Source organism: Saccharothrix sp. ALI-22-I, from assembly GCF_001984175.1.
Taxonomy (GTDB): domain Bacteria; phylum Actinomycetota; class Actinomycetes; order Mycobacteriales; family Pseudonocardiaceae; genus Actinosynnema.
This window is the reverse complement of record NZ_MTQP01000065.1, coordinates 76,764-95,681: the sequence shown is the minus strand read 5'-3', so window position 1 is coordinate 95,681 and position 18,918 is coordinate 76,764. Positions and strand designations below refer to the sequence as shown.

The following is an 18,918-nucleotide window of genomic DNA, read 5'->3' as shown; positions in this document are numbered from 1 at the left end:
CCCAGTCGACTGAGCAGGCCGTCGCGGACGTTAGGGAGCCTCACTTCCACCCGGCTTGCCTTCCGCTTCCACGGCTGGGCGGGCTAGGTGAGCAGGGCCAGTTGACGGAGGCAGAGGGCTTCGACGGGGCGCAGACCGCGCTGTCTGGCCAGGATCAGGGCCTCGTGGCACAGGGTGACGGCGGCGGCGGGGTCGCGGGAGGCGACTGTCGCGCCCAAGGCCGCCAAGGCCTCCGCGACCTGCCAGGGCGAGCCCCAGCGTCGAGCCAGGTCCACGGCTTGGCGGTGGTGGGTTTCGGCTTGGTCGAGCCGGCCCGCGGCTGCTTCGGCGGTGCCGAGGGCGGTCAGGGCACCTACCTCGGTCTCGCGGTTTTCCTCGCGGCGCGCGACGGTGAGGGCCTCGGTGGCGTCGGCCCGTGCGCGTTCGACGTCATTCGAGTCGGTGCGCACGAGGCTCAAGCCGATCAGGGCCGATGCCTCGCCGTAGCGGTTCCCGAGGTGGCGGTGCAGGGCGCACGCCTCCATCAGGTGCTCGCGCGCGCCTGGCAGGTCGCCGCGCGACCGGAGCACGTAGCCCAGGTTCACCCGCGCCACGGCCTCGCCCCACTGTGAGCCGTCCTCCAAGGCGATGGCGAGCGCGCGCTCCAGGTGTTCGTACGCTGTCTCGACACACCCCAACTGGCGCTCGACGAACCCCAAGTTGTTCAGCGCCATCATCCGGTCGGTCCGCGTCCCCGCGCCCAACGACCGGGCGAACAGCTCACTCGCCTCGGTGTACCGGCCGGAGGCCAGAAGCGCGATGCCCAGGCTGTTCGCGGTTGCCGCCTCGCCTTCCGGCCAGTCGGCGTCGCGGTGCGCCAGCAACGCCGCCTCCAGGTGACGGATCGCCTCGTCACGCCGCCCGAGGTGCACGCACGCCGCACCGATCCCCTGCCGCATCAACGCCTCGACCCGCGGCACACCCCGGGCCGCCTCCAACACCGGGAACGCGACGTCCAGCCACTCCGCCCGCAGCCCCCGGTGCAGGAACACCGACCGGATCGCGTCCGCCAGGTACCACGCCGCCGGGTGCGGCCCCTGCACGGCGGCCTGCCGCAGCACGGCGGTCAGGTTGTCGTGCTCCGCCTCCAACCACGCCACCGCCTCGGCGGACGACGCGAAGTCCACCTCGCACAACGGGTCCGCGTCCCGGGGCAGCCGCAGCGGGTGGCGGCTGAAGTGCCGGTCCACCGCGTCCGCCGCCGCCAGGTGGAACTCCACCAGCCGGTCCCACGCCCCGTCCTCACCGCAGAACGTCCGCGCGTAGTCGCGCACCAGGTCGTGGAACCGGAACCGGCCCGGCCCGTGCTGCTCCACGAGGTGCGCGGCGGCCAGCCGGTGCAGCAACCGCCCCGCCGCGGGCACCGGCACGTCCAGCAGCGCCGCCGCCACCCGCGGCGTGAAGTCCGCCCCCGGGACGAGACCGAGCAGCCGGAACAGCCGCTGCGAGCCGGGCGTCAGTGCCGCGTAGGACACACCGAACGCCCTGGTCAACGGGCTCTCGTCGGCGCCGTCCACGGTCAACCCGGTCAACGGGTCGGTCCGCAGTTCGGCCACCAGCTCGTCGACGCGCGGCTCCGACCCGAGGTTCGCCGCCGCGATCCGCAGCGCCAACGGCAGGTGACCGCACAGCCGCGCCAGCTCGTCCAGGGAGTCCGAGCACTCCGCAGACCCGGAAGGCCCCGAAGACGAGGGCCCGGGAGACTGCGGCAGGCCGAGCACCTCGGTGAGCAGCGCGCGCGAATCGGCGGCGGGCAGCACGGTCAGCGGCAACAACCGCGCACCCCGGTGCGCGACCAGGTCGCCCAGCCGGTGCCGACTGGTCACCAGCACCATCCCGGACGGTGGCAGCAGCGGCGTGACCTGCTCGGCGTCCCGCGCGTTGTCCAGCAGCACCAACACTTCCCGGTCCGCCAACACCGTCCGGTACAACGCGGCCAGTTCGTCCACTTCGGACGGCAACCGCTGCTGCCCGAGAGCACGCAACAACTGCGCCAACGCGATGGCCGGCGGCACGGGCTCGTGGTCGGCGTCGAACCCGCGCAGGTCCACGTACAGCTGCCCGTCCGGGAACCGGTCCCGCACGCGCCGCGCCCAGTGCACCGCCAACGCCGTCTTCCCGACCCCGGCAGCACCGGTGATCACCCAGATCCCGGCGTCGTCCAGCCGCGCCAGCTCGGCCTGCCTGCCGGTGAACCCGCGCACGTCGTGCGGCAGCTGCGCCGGGCGCGCCACCGGCGCGGACGCCGGCTCGTCCCCCTGCAACACCTGGACGTGCAGCTCCTGCAACTCGCGCCCCGGCTCGATGCCGAGTTCGTCGGTGAACCGCCGCCGCGTCTGCGCGTAGGCGGCCAACGCCTCGGGCGTGCGCCCGGAGCGGTGCAACGCGAGCATCAGCGTGGCCTGGAGGCGTTCCCGGAACGGGTACTCGCCGCAGACCCGGCGCAGTTCGCCGATCACGGCCGCGTGCCGCCCGGCCCGCAGCTCGGCGTCGAACAGGTCCTCCACGGCGGCCAGTCGCCGGTCCTCCAGCAACCGGCTCTCCTGGTCCAGCAGCGCCTCGGTCACGCCGCCGAGGACCGGGCCCTCCCACAGCGCCAGGGCGGCCCGAAGACGTGCGACGCCCGCGTCGACCCGCCCCTCGGCCAGGTCGGCGCGGGCCGCCGCGACCTCGTCGGAGAACACCTGCACGTCCAGCTGACCGGGCCCCACCTCGATCAGGTAGCCCGGCAACCGGCGCACGATGGCGGTCCGGCCGAGGAGTTTGCGCAGCTCCCAGATCCGCACCTGGAGCTGGCCGCGCGCGCTCGTCGGCGGCTCGCCGTCCCAGATGAGCCCGATCAGCTGCTCCTCGGAGACCACGCGGTTGGCGTTGAGCAGCAACGCGGCGAGCACCGCGCGCTGCTTGGGCCCGCCGAGTCGGACCGGCTCGCCGTCGACGTGGGCCGCGACCGGGCCCAACAACCGATAGCGAACTCCACCCTCGACCACGGCAGCCATAATGCCATCGAATTCACAGAAACCTCACGATTAGTCTTGCGAATCACCTCCAGTCATTGTTCGCCACTCCGAAAAGTGTCATTTGGACACCATTCACCTGTTGTTAACCACAAGGCGGGTGGACGCCGTGCCGAGCCCCGTCGGACCGCGCATCGACAGCGGCGCGACGAAGTCCGGCCGGTTGTGCTCCTCCAGCGCGGCGTCACCGTAGCGGTAGGTCTTGAGGTGCCATTCGACAATCGCGGCCATCCAGTCCTGGAGTTCCACGGCGTACTTGACCAGCGTCTTCCGGGCGCCGTCGTCGAGGTCGAACTCCTCGAACAACGCGGGCAGCTCGATGTCCACGATGTGCTGGAACTGCCTCATCCGGGCGGTCTGGAGATCGTGCACGACCTGGTAGGCGCGGTCCAGGCCGACATCGAGGAAGTTCTGCACGACGAGCACGAGGTTGTGCACCTCGCCCTCGTACTGGATCTCCTTGCGGTAGGACGCCAGGTCGTTGACCATCCACCCGTAGTCGGCCGCGGTGTTCTCCAGGTTCTGGATGGTCCGCGTCCGGTAGATCTCCGGCGGCACGGTGTTGCCGTGCCCGAACTTGGCCAGGCTCTTGGTCAGGTCCGAGCCGTACGTGCGGCGACGCATCTCCACGTAGTCGACCGGGTCCGGGATGCGGTTGAGGTGCTGGTTGTGCAGCTCCCACAGCCAGGCCTCGATCATCACCGACACGGCCCGCTTGAAGTCCTCGCGGTACTCCTGGTGCATCACTTCGGTGGTGCGCCGCCACAGGTCGGCCAGGCCCCGTTCCAGCGGGTTGACCGGCGCGATCGGCGCGGGACCGTCCAGCGGCATCAGCTGCTTGAGCCGTTCCGTGGTGATCTTCGCGGCGGCCAGGTCGGAGGTGCGGCCGAAGACGTACGGGTAGTAGTCGTCGCCGTAGGTGCCCCAGGCCAGCCAGTCCGTGGACAGGTTGATCTGCTCCGGCGTGCCGTCCGGGTCGATGCCCGCCGAGCACAGCGCGTAGTCGTAGCCGCGCACCTTCGCCTCGGTCCAGATGCGCGGCACGTCGTCGTAGATGCCCATCTCCCGGCACCACTCGACGTTGTGCTCCAGCGCGTCGTGCCGGTGCGGGTTCAGGGTGAGCGGGTAGGGCATCAGCATGTCCGGCCACTGGAGCGGCGGGACCTGCTGGAACGGCACGTGGCTGAAACTGCGCAGGCGTTGCGGCGCGGTGGCGATGAACGAGCGGACGGCGCTGGTGCCCAGGCCCGTCGGCCCTCCGAGCACCGGGTTCGCGGTGACCGCGCCCTCGTTCATGTACCGGCTGGAGCGGGCGTGCCACTCGTGACCGCCGGACTGCCAGTCCTGGAGACCTTTCACGTACGCCAGCACGGCGAGCCGGCCCGCCGGATCGACGGCGTACTCGTCCAGCAGCGGCGGCACCTCGGTGACGGCGGTGTGCTCGAACTGGTGCAGGCGAGAGGTGAGCAGGTCGTTGACCGCCTCGGCGGCCTCCTGGGTGCCGATGTCGAGGAACTTCTCCAGCACCAGGACGCCGTTGCTCAGCTCACCCTCGTCGAGCACCTCGCGCTCGTAGGAGAACAGGTCGTTGCGCAGGTGCACGGCGTCGGCGAACGTGTCCCGCAGGACGCCCATCGGGCGGCTCGACGCGATGCGCGCGGGCACCTCCATGCCGGTGACGTGCTCGACCAGGTTCGCCGACCACGGCGCGCCGCCCACCTTGCGGCGCATCTCGATGTACTCGATCGGGTTGGACAGCCTGCCCTCGGAGATGTTGAGCAACTCCCACATGGACTCGTCCAGCAGGTGCTTGGTGTTGTCCGCGAACCGGCGCCGCCAGTCGAGCGAGTGGGTGTGGACGGTGCGCGTCCACAGGTCGGCCAGGCCCTTCTCGACCGGGTTCGTCGGCTCCTCGGTGATCTGGCCGTCCACCGGCATGAACAGCGGCAACCGGTCGAGGTACGCCTTCGCGCCGGCCACGTCCGGGTTGCGCTTGTACAGCTCGACGAAGTGGTCGTCGAAGTAGAAGACCCAGACGTACCAGTCGGTGACCACGTCGAGGTCCTCGGCGGAGGCGTCCGGATGGGTGTAGGCGCAGAGCAGTGCGTAGTCGTGCGAGTCGAGGTCGTCCTCGGTCCAGATGACCGTGCCGTGCTGCGGCACGTCGATCATGTCCATCTCGTAGGCCCACTCCTTCGTGTGCGCCCGCGCGCGTTCCAGATTGGGGTTCAGCCGCGCCGGATAGGGCATGTAGAAATCCGGCAACTGGAACGGCTGCATCAGTTCACACCTCTCGGTCGTGGGCATACCCCGTGTACGCAACCAGTGCCGCACCGTGACGGCCAAGGGTCGGCGGCACTGATACACACGTTTGAGCGACGGGTCCCCCCAACTGGCCCAGTGGGGTACTGCGTTGGGTGGTCGTCGGCGTGGTCGCGTGAGGTGGCATCCGCGAGGTCGCGTCCAGGCGACCTCGCCGCCGCCTGCGGAGCAGCGGCCATTCAACACAGGCACACTGATGACGTGCCCCGCTTGGAGCCGTTCGACGTGGACTTCTTCGACTCGGCACCGCAGCGCCGCAGCTACGTGCTGGACCTGCCGGTGTCAGCCGAACGTGTGTGGCGGGGCCTGACCGCCTCCAACCCGCTGTGGTGGTGCCGACTGCTGTCGTCGGTGGACTGGACCTCGCCGCGGCCGTTCGGGGTGGGCACGACGCGGACGGCGACGGTGCTGGGTGTGCTGCGGCTGTACGACCGCTTCTTCCGCTGGGAGGAGGGACGGCGGCAGTCGTTCCTGGTGGAGCGGTCCAACCTGCCGGTGTACCGCCGGTTCGGGGAGGACTACCTGGTGGAGCGGGCGGCCGACGGCTGCCGGCTCACCTGGACGTTCGCGTACGAGCCCGCGCTGAAGGCGGGCGGTGGGGTGAACACGGCGGTGTTCGACTCGATGGTGGCCGACACGAAGCGGCATTTCTACGCCTGAAACCCGTGCCGATCTTGCTCTCCGTCACCGGATCAGCCCCGGAAGTGCACTAGATCACGCCCATCCGGACGCATGGTCACCTTAGGTTAGGCTCCCCTCATGTCCAAGGGAGACGCGCTGCTCGCCGGCGATGAGCTGGTCCTGGCGCACCACGACCACGCCGTGGTGCACGGTGTCTCGCTCGGGCTGCGCGCGGGCACGGTGACGGCGCTGGTCGGGCCCAACGGGTCCGGCAAGTCGACCGTCCTGCGGTCGTTGGCGCGCCTGCACCGGCCGCGTGAGGGCCAGGTGCGGCTGGGCGAGCGCCCGGTGTGGGGTCACTCCGCGCTGTCCGGCAAGGAGTTCGCCCGCAGCGTCACCCTGCTCACCCAGCAACGCCCGACGCCGTCCGGTGTGTCGGTGCGCGACGTCGTCTCGTATGGCCGCTACCCGTACCGGACCGGGTGGCGGGGTGTGGACCTCGAAGGCAACGCCGCCATCACGCGCGCCATGGAGCTGACCGGGGTCACCGCGATGGCCGACCGGGGCGTGGACGAGCTGTCCGGGGGCGAGTTGCAGCGCGTGTGGCTGGCGTCGTGCCTGGCGCAGCAGACCTCCGTGCTGCTGCTGGACGAGCCGACCAACCACCTCGACCTGCGCTACCAGGTCGAAGTCCTCGACGTGGTGCGCGACCTGGCCGACGACCACGACGTGGCGGTGGGCGTCGTGCTGCACGACCTCGACCACGCGGCGATCATCGCCGACGAGGTCGTCCTGCTGGCCGAGGGCAAGGTCGTCGCGGCGGGCGGGGTCCGCGACGTCCTCACCGGCGACCACCTCACCCACGCCTACGGCGTCACGGTGCACGTCGCCGACGACCCGGTGACCGGCGCGATCCACTGCCGCCCCCTCGGCAGGCACACACCACGAGCGGTCTGAAGTCCCCTCAAGCTGAGAGGTTCGAGCCATGCGCTTGTCGACCCCTGCCATCGTCGCGGCAGCCGTCCTGCTGTCCGCCTGCGGCACCACCGAGACACCGGCGACCCAGCCGACCGAGTCCGCCGGCGGACCGGTCACCGTGACCGACTCGCGCGGCAAGGCCGTCGAGCTCAAGGCGCCCGCCCAGCGGGTCGTCGCGCTGGAGTGGGCCGAGGCCGAAACCGTCGCCTCACTGGGTGTCATGCCGGTGGGTGTCGCGGACACCGCCGGTTACAAGACGTGGGACACCGCCGTGCCGCTCGCCGACGACGTGAAGGACGTCGGCAAGCGCAACGAGCCCAGCGTGGACTCGATCGTCGCGTTGAACCCGGACGTGGTGATCATGCCCGAGGGCCGGGACGAGACCCTGGCCAACCAGCTGGAGAAGTACGTCCCGGTGATCGTCACCAAGTCCAGTGACGCCGCGCGGAACTTCGACCGGCTGCGCGAGGACACGAAGATGATGGCGCAGGCGATCGGCAAGTCCGCCGAGGCCGACGAGCTGCTGTCCGAGATGGACACCGCGCTGGCCGACGGCAAGAAGGCGGTCGAGGCCAAGGGCGCGAGCGGCACGCCGTTCGTGATGGCCGACGGTTGGCTCGAAGGCAGCACGGTCAACATCCGCCCGTTCGGCAAGGGCTCGCTGGTCTCCGACACCGCCGAGGCCGTCGGCCTGAAGAACGTGTGGACCGGGGAAGTCGACGCGGCATGGGGCCTGGGTGCGACCGACGTCGAGGGCATGACCGCAGTCACCGACCCGAAGACCATGCTGTTCTACGCCGCTTCCGAGGACGACGTGTTCACCACCGGTCTGGCGCAGAACCCGGTGTGGCAGCGGCTGCCGTTCGTCGTGTCGAAGAAGGTGGTCAAGCTGGTGCCGGGCACGTGGATGTTCGGCGGGCCGAAGTCGGTCACCAGCATCGCCGAGCAGTTCGTGAAGGCCACCACCGCCTGATGCGCACCGCCGTCGTGACGGCGGGGATCGTGGCGGCCATCGCCGTGCTCTCCGCCGTCCACCTCACCCAGGGCACCGCGTCCACCGATGTGTTCGACGTGCTCAACGCGTTGGTGGGCAACGGGGACGCGCAGACCCTTGCCGTGCTGGAGGGTTCGCGGGTGCCGCGCCTGCTGGCCGCGTTGCTGCTCGGTGTCGCTTTGGGCGTCGCCGGTGCCGGCATGCAGTCGGTGGCGCGCAACCCGTTGGCGTCACCGGACACGCTCGCGGTGAACGCGGGCTCGCACCTGGCCGTGGTCGCGATCGCGGCGTTCGGGTTGAGCGTGCCGGTGCTGCCGGCCGGTGGGGCGGCGTTCGTCGGCGGGCTCGCGGCGGCGGTCGTCGTGCTCGGGTTGTCGGGTGGGGGTTCGACCAGCCCCAGGTTGGTGCTGGTCGGGTCGGCGGTCATGTTGACGTTGCAGTCGGCGACCGTCCTGATGCTGTTGATGTACGAGCAGGAGACGAGCGGGCTGTTCGCCTGGGGCTCCGGGTCGTTGACGGTGAGCGACCTGAACGCGACCGCGCAGATGACGCCGGTCGTGGTTGTCGCGGTGGCGGCGCTGCTGGTGATGGGGCGGTCGCTGGACATCCTGGCCCTGGGTGACGACCACGCGACCGTGCTGGGGTTGAAGGTGCGGCGGACGCGGGTCGGCGCGGTGCTGCTGACCGTGGCGTTGACGGCGGCGGCGGTGACGGTCGCCGGGCCGGTCGGGTTCGTCGGGTTGAGCGCGCCGGTGATCACGCGGCTGCTGACGCCGTTCGTGCCGGGGTTGGGGAAGCACCGGGTGTTGCTGCCGGTGTCGGGGCTCGTCGGTGTGCTGATCGTGCTCGGCTCGGACGTGCTGCTGCGTGCGGTCATGGGGTCCGCGGCGGCGGTGCGGGTGCCGACCGGGGTGACGACGACGATCATCGGTGCGGTGGTGCTGATCTGGTTGGCGCGGCGGGGGCGGTCGAGTGGGACGCCCCGACAGGCGCCGGCCGGGCGGGTCGGCGTGGCGGGGTCACGGCGTCGGCTGGTGGTGACTTCGGTGGTGCTGGCGGTGTTGATCGTCGCGGCGCCGGTGATCGGGTTGATGTTCGGGGACCGGTTGGTGCTGCTGGGTGATCTGGCGAACTGGTCGGCCGGGCGTTCCGGGACGGCGTTGACGTTCGTGGTCGACCAGCGGCTGCCTCGGGTGCTGGCGGCGTTGGTGGCGGGCGCGGCGTTGGCGGTGGCCGGGTGCGGTATCCAGTCGGTGAGCCGGAACCCGTTGGCGGAGCCCGGTTTGCTCGGGATCACGGCGGGTGCCGGGCTGGGCGCGATCACGTTGATCACCGTGGTGCCGATGGCCGGGGCGTGGCACATCGCCGGTGCGGCGGGTGTGGGTGCTCTGGTGGCGTTCGCGCTGGTTTACGCGCTGGCTTGGCGGTCGGGGCTGGACTCCGACCGGTTGGTGGTGATCGGCATCGCGACGTGGTCGGCCGGGATGGCGCTGATCACGCTGCTGATCGTGGTGTCCGATCCGTGGAACACGGCGAAGGCGTTGACCTGGCTGTCCGGGTCCACGTACGGGCGGACGTTGGAGCAGGTGCTGCCTACTCTGCTGGCGCTGGTGCTGTTGACGCCGCTGCTGTGGGCCAGGCACCGTGAACTGGACCTACACAGCCTCGACGAGGACACGCCACGCGTGCTCGGGATGCGGGTGGAACGGTCCCGCCTGGTGATCCTGCTGGGTTCGGGCGTGCTGGCGGCTACGGCCGTGTCGGCGATCGGCGTGGTGGTCTTCGTCGGCTTGGTCGCACCCCACCTGGCCCGATCGTTGGTCGGCGCCCGACACGCCCGTGTCCTCCCGGTCGCGGCGGTGGTCGGTGCGGTGCTGGTGAGTGCGGCGGACACGTTGGGGCGGACGGTGATCGCCCCCGCCCAGGTGCCGGCGGGGCTGGTGATCGCGTTGGTCGGCACGCCGTACTTCGTGCTGGTGCTGTGGCGGACCCGCGAGATGCGCACCTGACCGCGAGCCGACCGTCCGACCCCGGGTTGATCGACCGGGATTGTCGGACCCCACCGGCAGAATCAAACGTGGGGGACCTCCTGGCGGGTACCCCTGCGAAGCGCGTGGTCGTGTCGGGGTAGCAGGAGCGGGGTCGTCAGGATGAGGAGGCCGGCGATCACGATCGCGGTGCGGGGGCTGGTGACGGCGGCCAGTAGGCCCCACAGGGCGGTCAGGGCGGCGATGGTGGCCTTGCTGGTGATCGACCAGGCGGACAGGGTGCGGGCGGCTCGGTCGGTCGGGACCTGGCTGAGGCGGTAGGTGGCGAACACCGGGTTGAAGACGCCCATGCAGGTGATCAGGCCGAATTCAACGGCTATGACCAGCAGCAGGCCGGTGACGCCGGGGTGGACCAGGGCCAAGCCGACCGACCAGCACGTGCGCAGTGTTCCGGCGGCGAGCATGACCTTGTGCGGGCCGAAGCGCGCCACCAGCGGACGGGACAGTCGTGCGCCGACCAGGCCGCCGAGGCAGGGTGCCGCGAACGCCAGGCCGTACTCCCAGGGCGTGAACCCGAGGTCGCCGAGCATCAGCACGGCCAGCAACGGCGACGTCGCCATGATCAGGCCGCTGACCAGGACCGTGTTGGCGAACAGCCGGCGCAGCGTCGGGTGGGTCAGGATGTACCGCCACCCTTCCAGCACGTCGCGGCCTCGGAGTGGGGCCTTGGTCCGGGTCGGGGGCGGTTCCGTTCCGCCGATCGCACGGATTCCCAGGGCGGAGAGCAGGTAGCTGACGGCGTCGGCCATGACGGTCGTCACCGGGCCGAACAGGCCGATCGCGGCGCCGCCCAGGGGAGGTCCCAGCGCGGTGGTGGTCCAGGCCGTGGACTCGAACCTCCCGTTCGCGACGAGAAGGTCCTCCGGTCGCACGAGCGTTTTCAGGTACGCGCCGGCCGCCGCTTGGAAGGTGATGTCGGCCGCCCCTACGACGACCGACACGATCAGGAGTTGGACGAAACCGAGGCGGCCGAACACGAACGCGGCCGGGACGCTCATCAACGCCGCGAACCGGATCAGGTCCATCGCGACCATCACCGGTCGCTTGCGGCGGAACTCCACCCACGGGCCTAGCGGCACGGCCACCGCCGCACCCACCGCAAGGCCAGCGGCGGCCAGTAGCGACACCTGGGTCGGGCCGGCGTGCAGCACGAGGACCGCGATCAGGGGGAACGCGTCGAACGCCAGCCGGGTGCCGAACGCGCTGACGCCGTACGCCGCCCACAACCACCCGAACTGCCGGCCCAGCGAACGCATGCTGTCAGCCGAGGACGAACAGTTGGTGCGCCTGGTCGGTGCAGGGGCCCTGGATCAACTGGACACCGGGGTCGGTGCAGCCTTCCAGGACGCCGGTGCAGTACGCGGAGCCGGGGATCGAGCGGAGTCGGTAGCCGCCGTTGGTCGGTTCCAGGGTGAACGTCTGGTCGGCTCGTCCGGCGCCGCAGTCGTCGCCCGCCCGCACCGCACGGCGCTCCAATTGCCGGTAGCTCAGACCGGTGCGGACCCGCGGTTCGCGCAGGGCCGCGGCGAATTCGGCGGCGTCCCGGACTTCCGGTGGTGCCAAGCCCTCCACTGCGATTCCTCCCCCAAGGCCGGCCGACAGCATCGCACAGCGGCTCAGGCGGGGTGATCCGGCAATGGGTACGCGGTTGTCGATCTTCAGTGGCAGGGCGGTGGGCCAGCCACCCGACGCGCACACCTCGCCGTTGAGGCGTGCGCACCGGTGGGCTCAGGACGGCTGGCGCACGCGCTGGCTCAACATGGTGCTGCGCTTGGCGAACGTGTACGCCGCCGACACGAGCGTCATGTGGTGGTGCCAGCCGCGGTACGAGCGGCCCTCGAAGTCGAGCAGCCCGAAGTGGGCCCTCAAGTCCTGCAGGTCGCCCGCCGTGCGTTCGACCATCGTCCCCAGTGAGATGACCTCCGCCGCACGCAGGTCCGTGCGGTTGGTCAGCCACAGCTTCAGCCGGCCGCCCTGCCGGGACGTGCCGACGAGGTGCAGCGCCGGGCCACCGCGGCGGCCCGGTCCGGACGGCAGTCGCACGGGCACCGAAATGGCCTGCGTGGCCCGGTGCTTGCCGTCGACGCCCGGCGTCCACGTGACGACCTGGCGGTGCTTGATGTCGGCACCGCGCAGGCAGTCCCGCGCCCGCACCAGGTTGGGTCCGCGTTGCGGGCCGTAGCCGCTGCGGACGGCCGCGAGGTGCGGCCCGGGGACCACTTCGAGCGTGTCGGGCACCTCGAAGACGAAGTCCGCCCCCTGTTCGGCGAGTCGCGTCATCAACTGGTCGGCCCCTGCGGTGTGCCGCAGGTCACCCACCACCGGTGCGCGGGAGATGCCCCACTCCCCGACCTCCTCGACCATGTCGAGCGCGTACTGCCACGCCGGCTGCGCCCGCACCGAGGACGGGATGTAGGCCCGGTCCCGGCGTCGGTGGTCGTCCGTCCAACGCTGTGTCAACTGGACCCGCCAGTCCACCGGAATGCTCGCCAACTCCCCAGCCAGGAAAAGTCCGGTGCCGATCTGGCAGTTGATCGCACGACCCTCGCTCGGCACGAACCTGCGTTCCACGCCGACCGAGTGGTCCCCCCGTTTCGGAATCGTCGTGTCGGCGATCACCCAGGCGCGCGGCCGGAGCAGTTCGTCGACTTCGTCAGCTATCCGGGACCGGACCTCCCGCCAGTCCCACGGGCTCTGGTTGATGAATTGTTGCAATGACTGCGAAACCGGTAACTCCAGTACCTCCTCTGCAATTCTGCGGACAGACTTCCGACCGTGTCCAAGCAGCAGCCCCCGGAGATAAACCTCGGCCCATCGACGCTGATCAGAGCGGGGCAGGGAGCTGAACTTGTCTTGCGCGAAGTGTGCCACCTCATCATTCTTGGCAAGCGAAAGAGCAGTGCGAAGACTGTCCTCGACCACCGTGGACCCCCGAAACTGTTACATACCGTACGCAATCGATACTCCATATGGGCAACGCACCCGGCAAGCGATACTCGCCCAAGCCGACACTATCTCGTGAGGTCGAACGCAAGCGCTATCGTTGAATAGTTATCCACTGCTGCGACCATGATCACCCTCCGTAGAGGGCGACTTTGTGAGGACTGTGCGACTTCGGTATCGAAGTCGGTGCCAACAGCAAAAAGACAGCTCCGACCGGCGGAACTGAGGGGCCTCATGTTCACCGAGAGTAACAAGCCGCTACGACCACACAGTGGACACATGCTTCGTACATCCGGGTGGATCCGGTCACCGAGCGCTACACGGAGAGTGACCATGTTGACACGTCAAGTTCAACAGCCGTTGAATAAGCCGGGCGCGCGAAATCACCCGTAGGGTGATTCGCTTCCGGATTGATTCAGACCACCGGGCGCGCCGGCATTACCCGATCTCGGCGAAATGATCTTCAGCCAAGTACCCGGACCGGGTTTGCCGACGCGCCCAGCGCTGTTCGTGAATAATTTCGCAAGCGGCCTTGCGGCCATTTAGCTCAAGCGGCTCGTTCCGCGATCGTGACCGCCTGGTCGAACCCGGCCAAGCGGATGATCTCCACCACCTCCGGCCGCGCGCCCACGACGATGATCGCCGCAGACGGTGGCAACTGCTGCTGGGCGAACGCCAGGCAGCGCACGCCCGCCGAGGACATGGCCGCCAGCCCGGTCAGGTCCAGCACCAGCCGGTCCAGCGGCCGCTGCGCCGCCTGCTCCACCAGCGACCGGAACACCGGCGCGGTGTCCGCGTCCAGCTCACCGGTCAGGTAGACGGTCCCGGTCCGGCCGTTGAACCCCAGGTACGCCTCGAAGCTCACCGCAGTCCTCCCTCACTCACGTGTCGTGCCTCCAGCACGACTACGGCCTTGCCGCCGACCACCAGTCCGTCCGCGAGCCCGTCCACGGGTCCGCCCACGACCGAGTCGCCACGGCCGGTGTCCGCGAACACGTGCCACGCCGTGCCCTCCGGCGCGGGCGGCGGCACGACCGGCGCCGCGACCAGGTCGGTGTTGGCCACCACGAACACCGTGTCCACGCCCTCCTCGTGCAGCAGCATCGCCACCAGCCGGGACTCCGCGGACCAGTCCGGTTCCCACGGCCGCACGCCGTGCCAGCTCACCGGCGGGTACCGCCACCCGTCCGGCAGGTCGCCACCGGGGTGCGCGGCACGCCGCAGCACGGGGTGCCGGGCGCGGAACCCGGTGAGTTCGCGCACGAACGCCACCAGGTCCAGGTTGCGCGCCGCCAGCTCCCAGTCCACCCACGTGATGTCGTTGTCCTGGCAGTAGGCGTTGTTGTTGCCGCGCTGGGAGCGGCCGAACTCGTCGCCCGCCAGCAGCATCGGCACGCCGTTGCTCACCATCAGCAACGTGAGCGCGTTGCGCACCTGCCGGTCCCGCAGCGCCAGCACCTCGGGGTCCGAAGTAGGACCCTCCCAGCCGCAGTTCCAGCTCTCGTTGGCGTCGTGGCCATCCCTGTTGTCCTCGCCGTTGGCCTCGTTGTGCTTGTGGTCGTACGACACGAGGTCGGCCAGGGTGAACCCGTCGTGGCAGGTCACGAAGTTCACCGACGCGCCGGTGCCGCGACCGCCGTAGAGGTCGGGCGAGCCGATGAGCCGGCCCGCCAGCTCCCCCGCGCTGCCCGGCCGCGCCACCAGGAACCGGCGCAGCGCGTCGCGGTACTGCCCGTTCCACTCCATCCACCGGCCGTAGGACGGGAACGAACCGACCTGGTACAGGCCGCCCGCGTCCCACGCCTCGGCGATCAGCTTCCGGTCGGCCAGCACCGGGTCGTGCGCCAACGCCTCCAGCAGCGGCGGGTTGGGCAGCGGCGCGCCGTCAGTGCCGCGCGACAGGATCGACGCCAGGTCGAACCGGAAGCCGTCCACCCGGTACTCCACGGCCCAGTGCCGCAGGCTCTCCAGGATGAACTCCCGCACCACCGGGTGGTTGCAGTTCAACGTGTTCCCGGTGCCGCTGAAGTTGTAGTAGTCGCCGTCCGGGGTGAGCAGGTAGTACACCCCGTTGTCCAGGCCGCGGAACGACTGCGTCGGCCCTCGGTGGTCGCCCTCGCCGGTGTGGTTGAACACCACGTCGAGCACCACCTCGATGCCCGCCGCGTGCAGGTCGCGCACCAGCTGCTTGAACTCGTGCGGCGAACCGTAGGACGCCTTGGGCGCGAAGAACCCCACCGGGTGGTAGCCCCACGTGTTCAGCCGCTCCGGCGCGCCGGCGATATCGGTCTCGTCGAACTCGAAGACCGGCATCAGCTCCACGCAGTTGACGCCGAGCTCCCTCAGGTACGGGATCTTCTCGCGCAGCCCGGCGAACGTGCCGGGCGCGGCCACCCCCGACGAGTCGTGCCGGGTGTAGCCGCGCACGTGCAGCTCGTAGACCACCAGGTCCTCGACGGGCACGCGCGGCGCGCGCTCGTCACCCCAGTCGAAGTCGTCCGGCGGCACGACCCGCGCCCGGTACCGGGGCCGCTGTCCCCACACCTCTCCCCCGGCCAACTGCCGGGCGTGCGGGTCGAGCAGCAACGCGTCCGCGCCGTCCGCCCGGTACGCGTAGTGCACCAGCTCCGGGTCCAGGCCGAGCACGGTCATCGTCCACACGTCGCCGACCCGGTACTCCTCCGGGAACGGCAGGTCGGCCAGCACGTCACCGCGCTCGGGGTCCAGCAGCACCAACGACATCCGGCGCGCCGTGCTGGACCCGACCGCGAACGAGATGCCCTCCGGCGTCACGGTCGAGCCCAGCGGTAACGGCCGGGCGGGTGCGACGCGGAAGCCGTCCACCCACCGTTCGGCTGCGACGGCCGTCATGCCCCCTCCACCGGAGCCAGGCGCGCCCGCACGGTCAACGGCGACGCGCTGTCGGGCAGCCGGACCGTCATCGCCGAGGCGTCGAAGTCGGTGTACGGCTGGTCGTCCACGAAGACCTGTTCCAGCCGCACCCGGCCGGCGGGCAGCAGGTCCGGTGCGACGCGCAGCAGGCGGTCGGGGAAGTCGGCGTCCGGCCGGGGCTTGAACCACAGGTCCAGCGGCTCGCCGCGAACCAGGAGTCCGGTGTAGACGGTCGCCAGGTAGCACAGCTCCGCCGAGTGGTACATCGACATGGAGTGGCTGCCCTTGAGCCGCTCGGTGCCCATCAGGTACGGGATGCCGTTGTTGAGCACGTTGAAGTAGACGCCGCCCTCGTCGTGGTCGAGGAAGAAGGCGTTGTAGAACGCGGCGGCCTCCCGACCGTGGGCCAGGAACTCCTGGTCACGGCGGTGCCCGGCGAGCACCAGGTAGGCCAGGATCGCCTGCTCCTGCTGCCACCACGCCTTGCGGTCGTGCCACACGAAGTCGTGCGGCGGTTGCCGCTGCACCAGGTCGTACCAGCCGCCCCGCTGCGGGTCACGGCCCACCGCGGGCATCGTGCGCGCCAACGTGTCGGCCATCCGCGCGTAGTCGTACTTGGCGCGGGCGGCGTTCATCCGGGTCAGGTTCCAGGCGATCTTCAGGTTGTGCCCGACCACCGCCCGGTCCTGCTGCCAGCCCCACGAGCGGTCCGGCGTCCAGTCGGCGTGGAAGCGCTCCTGCACGAACGGGGTGCCGCGGTCGGGGAAGTGCGACACGATCATGTCGAAGGTGTGCTCCAACATGTCCAGGTGCCGCGGGTCGCCGGTGGCCAGGTACAGGTTGAACAGGTACGCGGGCGCGTGGTCGCCCACCGAGTTCCAGTTCTTGCGGGACCGGTTCGCGCCCAGCGACGGGTGGTGCGGGCTCAGGTCCACCGGGTCGATGTGCGAGTAGTAGCCGCCGCGCGCCGGGTCGGCGAAGAACCGTTCGAACAGCCGCATGGTGCCGTCGATATCGGCCTTGATCGCCGGGTCGCCGGTGATCCGGTAGTTCTGCACCAGGCCCGCCAGCGCGTAGATCTGCTCGTAGGCGGGGATGGCGTGGTAGTCGTCGTCGAACTCCGAGGTGAACAGCTTGCGCTCACGCCCGCCGTCCACGTCGATGCCGTGGTACCAGTAGGTGACGTCCTGGTCGGTGTCCACGAACCGCATGTGGTCCCGCAGGTATTGCGAGCCGCGGTCGGCGACGGTGAGGAAGTCCTCCTCACCGGTCAGCATGTACGCCGACGCCATGCCGTAGACCAGGCGCGAGACCGTGTCGGTCTCCTGGACGTGCCGCCCGCCCTTGTCGCCGCCCAACCGGATCTCGGTGCGGTAGTCGGCGTAGTCGACCTCCCCCGCGCCGAACTGCGCCCGCCGGTAGAACCGGCCCAGCTCGCGCAGCTGGTCGACCCACCAGCCGGGCCGCTCGAACACGTGGTCCTCGGTCTCGTCGCCGACCAGGAACAGCTGTGCTGCCTGGTAGCGCGGGCCGTCCGGGTAGACCGGGCCGTGCGCGAAGACCAGCCGACCGGGCGTCAGGAACGAGGCGAGCGAACCGGTGGCGTCCCGGTACGGCTCGCCGAGGTTGCGGATGATCTGGGCGGAGGTCGTGTCGGTCAGGTGCAGGACGACCTGGCGGCCGTCGAGCGTGCGCAGCCGGAGCGTGCCCGCCTGGTAGGACTCGACGCGGCCGGCCGTCGTGTCCGAGAAGGAGTAGGCGAGTTCAGCGCCCACCGTTACCCCTCGCGACCAGCAGCTCGATCACGGTGCGGGCCAGCAGGTGGCACTCCTCCACGGTGCGCGAGGTGACCAGGTCGCCGTCCACCACGACATCGCGCCCGGTGTAGACCGCGCCCATGTTGCGCACGTCGCCGACCAGGTTGTTGTGGCAGGTCACCGGCCGGTCGCGGACCAGCTCCGGCACGGCCGACAGCAGCAGCAGGCCGTGGCAGGAGAACGCCTTGATCAGGTTCGGCAGCCGGAACGCCCGCCGCATCACCTCTACCGCGGGCGCGGGCCGCTCCACGTTGTCGGTGTAGCGCAACCGGTCCGAGACCATGCCCGAGGGCACGATGAGCGCGGAGAACCGGGACAGCTCGTCGTAGTCCAACGTCTCCAGGTCGCCGGTCACCTCGATCGGCGCGCGCTGCTCGTGGCCGGTGAACGTGAGCGAGTCGTTGCCCCACAACCGGGTCAGCAGCTCGACCTGGGCGCCCTCCTCGGCGAACCGCTTCTGGTAGTAGGCGATCTCCGTCTCGACGTAGTCGCTCTCCATCAGGATGCCGATGCGCCTGCCCTGGAGCCTGCCGGTGATGTCCGGGACTTCCGTGGTCTGGGTCGTCATGTCCTTGCCTTCTTCAGGAAGTGTTTGGTTGGTGGCGGCCCAGTCCGGCGGGTTCGCCGACCCGCCGGACTGGGCTACCTGCCACCGGTTCGTCCCCGCGGCGAATCCGGTGGCGGGGATCGACGCCTGCTACGCCGCGGCGCTCTCGTGAGCGGACTCGGTCGCGCGCGGGGCGGCGGATCCCGGCATGGGGGTCGAGCCCCCGACGGTGTAGGTGCGGATCTTCGGGCGGCCGTCGCGGGTGACGACCGACCAGGTCTCCTTCGTGGTGAGACCGACCCACGCGCTGTTCGGCGAGGGCGGCACCCACATCCGGGACTGCCAGTTCACCCGCAGCGACACCTCGGCGTGCAGCGGTGACGTCGCCGCCACCTTCACGTCGAGCACCTCGTGCACCTCGTCGAAGTAGGTGCTGATGTTGTCGTCGTACCAGGACCTGAAGTCGTCGTGGCTGCGCACCGTGCGCTGCGGCAGGTGCATCACCAGGCCGGCCGTGGTCAGCAGGCCCAGCAGCACCTCGACGTCGTCGTGCCGGTCCAGTGCGGCGAACCAGTCCCGCACCAGGCGGCGGACGGCCGCCTCGGTGATCTGGTCACCGGCTCCCCCAGTCATTGCTCAAGCCTCCCCGTTCGGAGTCGATGGTTCGGTCGGTGCTCAATCAGTGCTCAGTCGATGGTTC

Annotated in this window: 14 protein-coding genes; 4 read left to right on the top strand and 10 right to left on the bottom strand. The window is 70.1% G+C overall.

Annotation, left to right across the window (positions count from 1 at the left end; all coding sequences use genetic code 11):
* Positions 1-83 precede the first annotated feature (83 nt).
* Positions 84-3,029 carry an AfsR/SARP family transcriptional regulator gene (locus tag ALI22I_RS27240; RefSeq protein WP_238598593.1) on the bottom strand — a complete coding sequence of 982 codons (2,946 nt, stop codon included), beginning with the start codon at positions 3,027-3,029 and terminating at the stop codon, positions 84-86.
* A 102-nt stretch (positions 3,030-3,131) separates the two neighbouring features.
* Positions 3,132-5,336, bottom strand: a complete 2,205-nt coding sequence (locus tag ALI22I_RS27235; RefSeq protein WP_077008400.1) for a terpene synthase family protein — start codon at positions 5,334-5,336, stop codon at positions 3,132-3,134.
* 243 nt (positions 5,337-5,579) lie between these two features.
* Here ALI22I_RS27235 and ALI22I_RS27230 point away from each other — a divergent pair, with 243 nt between their 5' ends.
* The 4 genes from ALI22I_RS27230 to ALI22I_RS27215 all read left to right on the top strand — a co-directional run bounded on the left by ALI22I_RS27230 (position 5,580) and on the right by ALI22I_RS27215 (position 9,980).
* Positions 5,580-6,038 (top strand): SRPBCC family protein, encoded by a 459-nt coding sequence (locus tag ALI22I_RS27230; protein ID WP_077008399.1) that lies wholly within the window; start codon positions 5,580-5,582, stop codon positions 6,036-6,038.
* Between the two features lie 99 nt (positions 6,039-6,137).
* Entirely contained in the window at positions 6,138-6,956 is an 819-nt protein-coding gene (locus tag ALI22I_RS27225; protein WP_077008398.1) for an ABC transporter ATP-binding protein, read from the top strand.
* 28 nt (positions 6,957-6,984) lie between these two features.
* Entirely contained in the window at positions 6,985-7,950 is a 966-nt protein-coding gene (locus ALI22I_RS27220) for an ABC transporter substrate-binding protein (protein WP_077008397.1), read from the top strand.
* A complete protein-coding gene (locus tag ALI22I_RS27215; protein WP_077008396.1) occupies positions 7,950-9,980 on the top strand; it encodes an iron ABC transporter permease in 2,031 nt (676 codons plus the stop codon). Before ALI22I_RS27220 ends, ALI22I_RS27215 begins: the two co-directional genes overlap by 1 nt.
* A 62-nt stretch (positions 9,981-10,042) precedes the next feature.
* On the opposite strand, the gene ALI22I_RS27210 is transcribed toward ALI22I_RS27215, so the two are convergent.
* The 8 genes from ALI22I_RS27210 to ALI22I_RS27175 all read right to left on the bottom strand — a co-directional run bounded on the left by ALI22I_RS27210 (position 10,043) and on the right by ALI22I_RS27175 (position 18,851).
* Positions 10,043-11,275: an MFS transporter gene (locus ALI22I_RS27210; protein WP_077008395.1), complete on the bottom strand. Its 1,233-nt coding sequence runs from the start codon at positions 11,273-11,275 to the stop codon at positions 10,043-10,045.
* Positions 11,276-11,279: 4 nt separating this feature from the next.
* The gene (locus tag ALI22I_RS27205; RefSeq protein WP_077008394.1) at positions 11,280-11,591 is read right to left on the bottom strand and encodes an RICIN domain-containing protein; all 312 of its coding nucleotides are present in this window, start codon (positions 11,589-11,591) and stop codon (positions 11,280-11,282) included.
* A 156-nt stretch (positions 11,592-11,747) separates the two neighbouring features.
* Complete coding sequence (locus ALI22I_RS27200) at positions 11,748-12,941, bottom strand: IS701 family transposase (RefSeq protein WP_077008393.1); 1,194 nt, start codon at positions 12,939-12,941, stop codon at positions 11,748-11,750.
* A 568-nt stretch (positions 12,942-13,509) separates the two neighbouring features.
* Positions 13,510-13,827 carry an STAS domain-containing protein gene (locus ALI22I_RS27195; protein ID WP_077008392.1) on the bottom strand — a complete coding sequence of 106 codons (318 nt, stop codon included), beginning with the start codon at positions 13,825-13,827 and terminating at the stop codon, positions 13,510-13,512.
* The gene (locus ALI22I_RS27190) at positions 13,824-15,833 is read right to left on the bottom strand and encodes a glycogen debranching protein (RefSeq protein ID WP_077008391.1); all 2,010 of its coding nucleotides are present in this window, start codon (positions 15,831-15,833) and stop codon (positions 13,824-13,826) included. Before ALI22I_RS27190 ends, ALI22I_RS27195 begins: the two co-directional genes overlap by 4 nt.
* Entirely contained in the window at positions 15,830-17,629 is a 1,800-nt protein-coding gene (locus ALI22I_RS27185; protein ID WP_077008390.1) for an AGE family epimerase/isomerase, read from the bottom strand. The genes ALI22I_RS27190 and ALI22I_RS27185 overlap by 4 nt, the downstream gene beginning before the upstream one ends.
* Positions 17,619-18,239, bottom strand: a complete 621-nt coding sequence (locus ALI22I_RS27180) for a DJ-1/PfpI family protein (protein WP_077008389.1) — start codon at positions 18,237-18,239, stop codon at positions 17,619-17,621. The genes ALI22I_RS27185 and ALI22I_RS27180 overlap by 11 nt, the downstream gene beginning before the upstream one ends.
* 129 nt (positions 18,240-18,368) lie before the next feature.
* Positions 18,369-18,851 carry a hypothetical protein gene (locus ALI22I_RS27175; RefSeq protein ID WP_077008388.1) on the bottom strand — a complete coding sequence of 161 codons (483 nt, stop codon included), beginning with the start codon at positions 18,849-18,851 and terminating at the stop codon, positions 18,369-18,371.
* Positions 18,852-18,918: the final 67 nt, after the last annotated feature.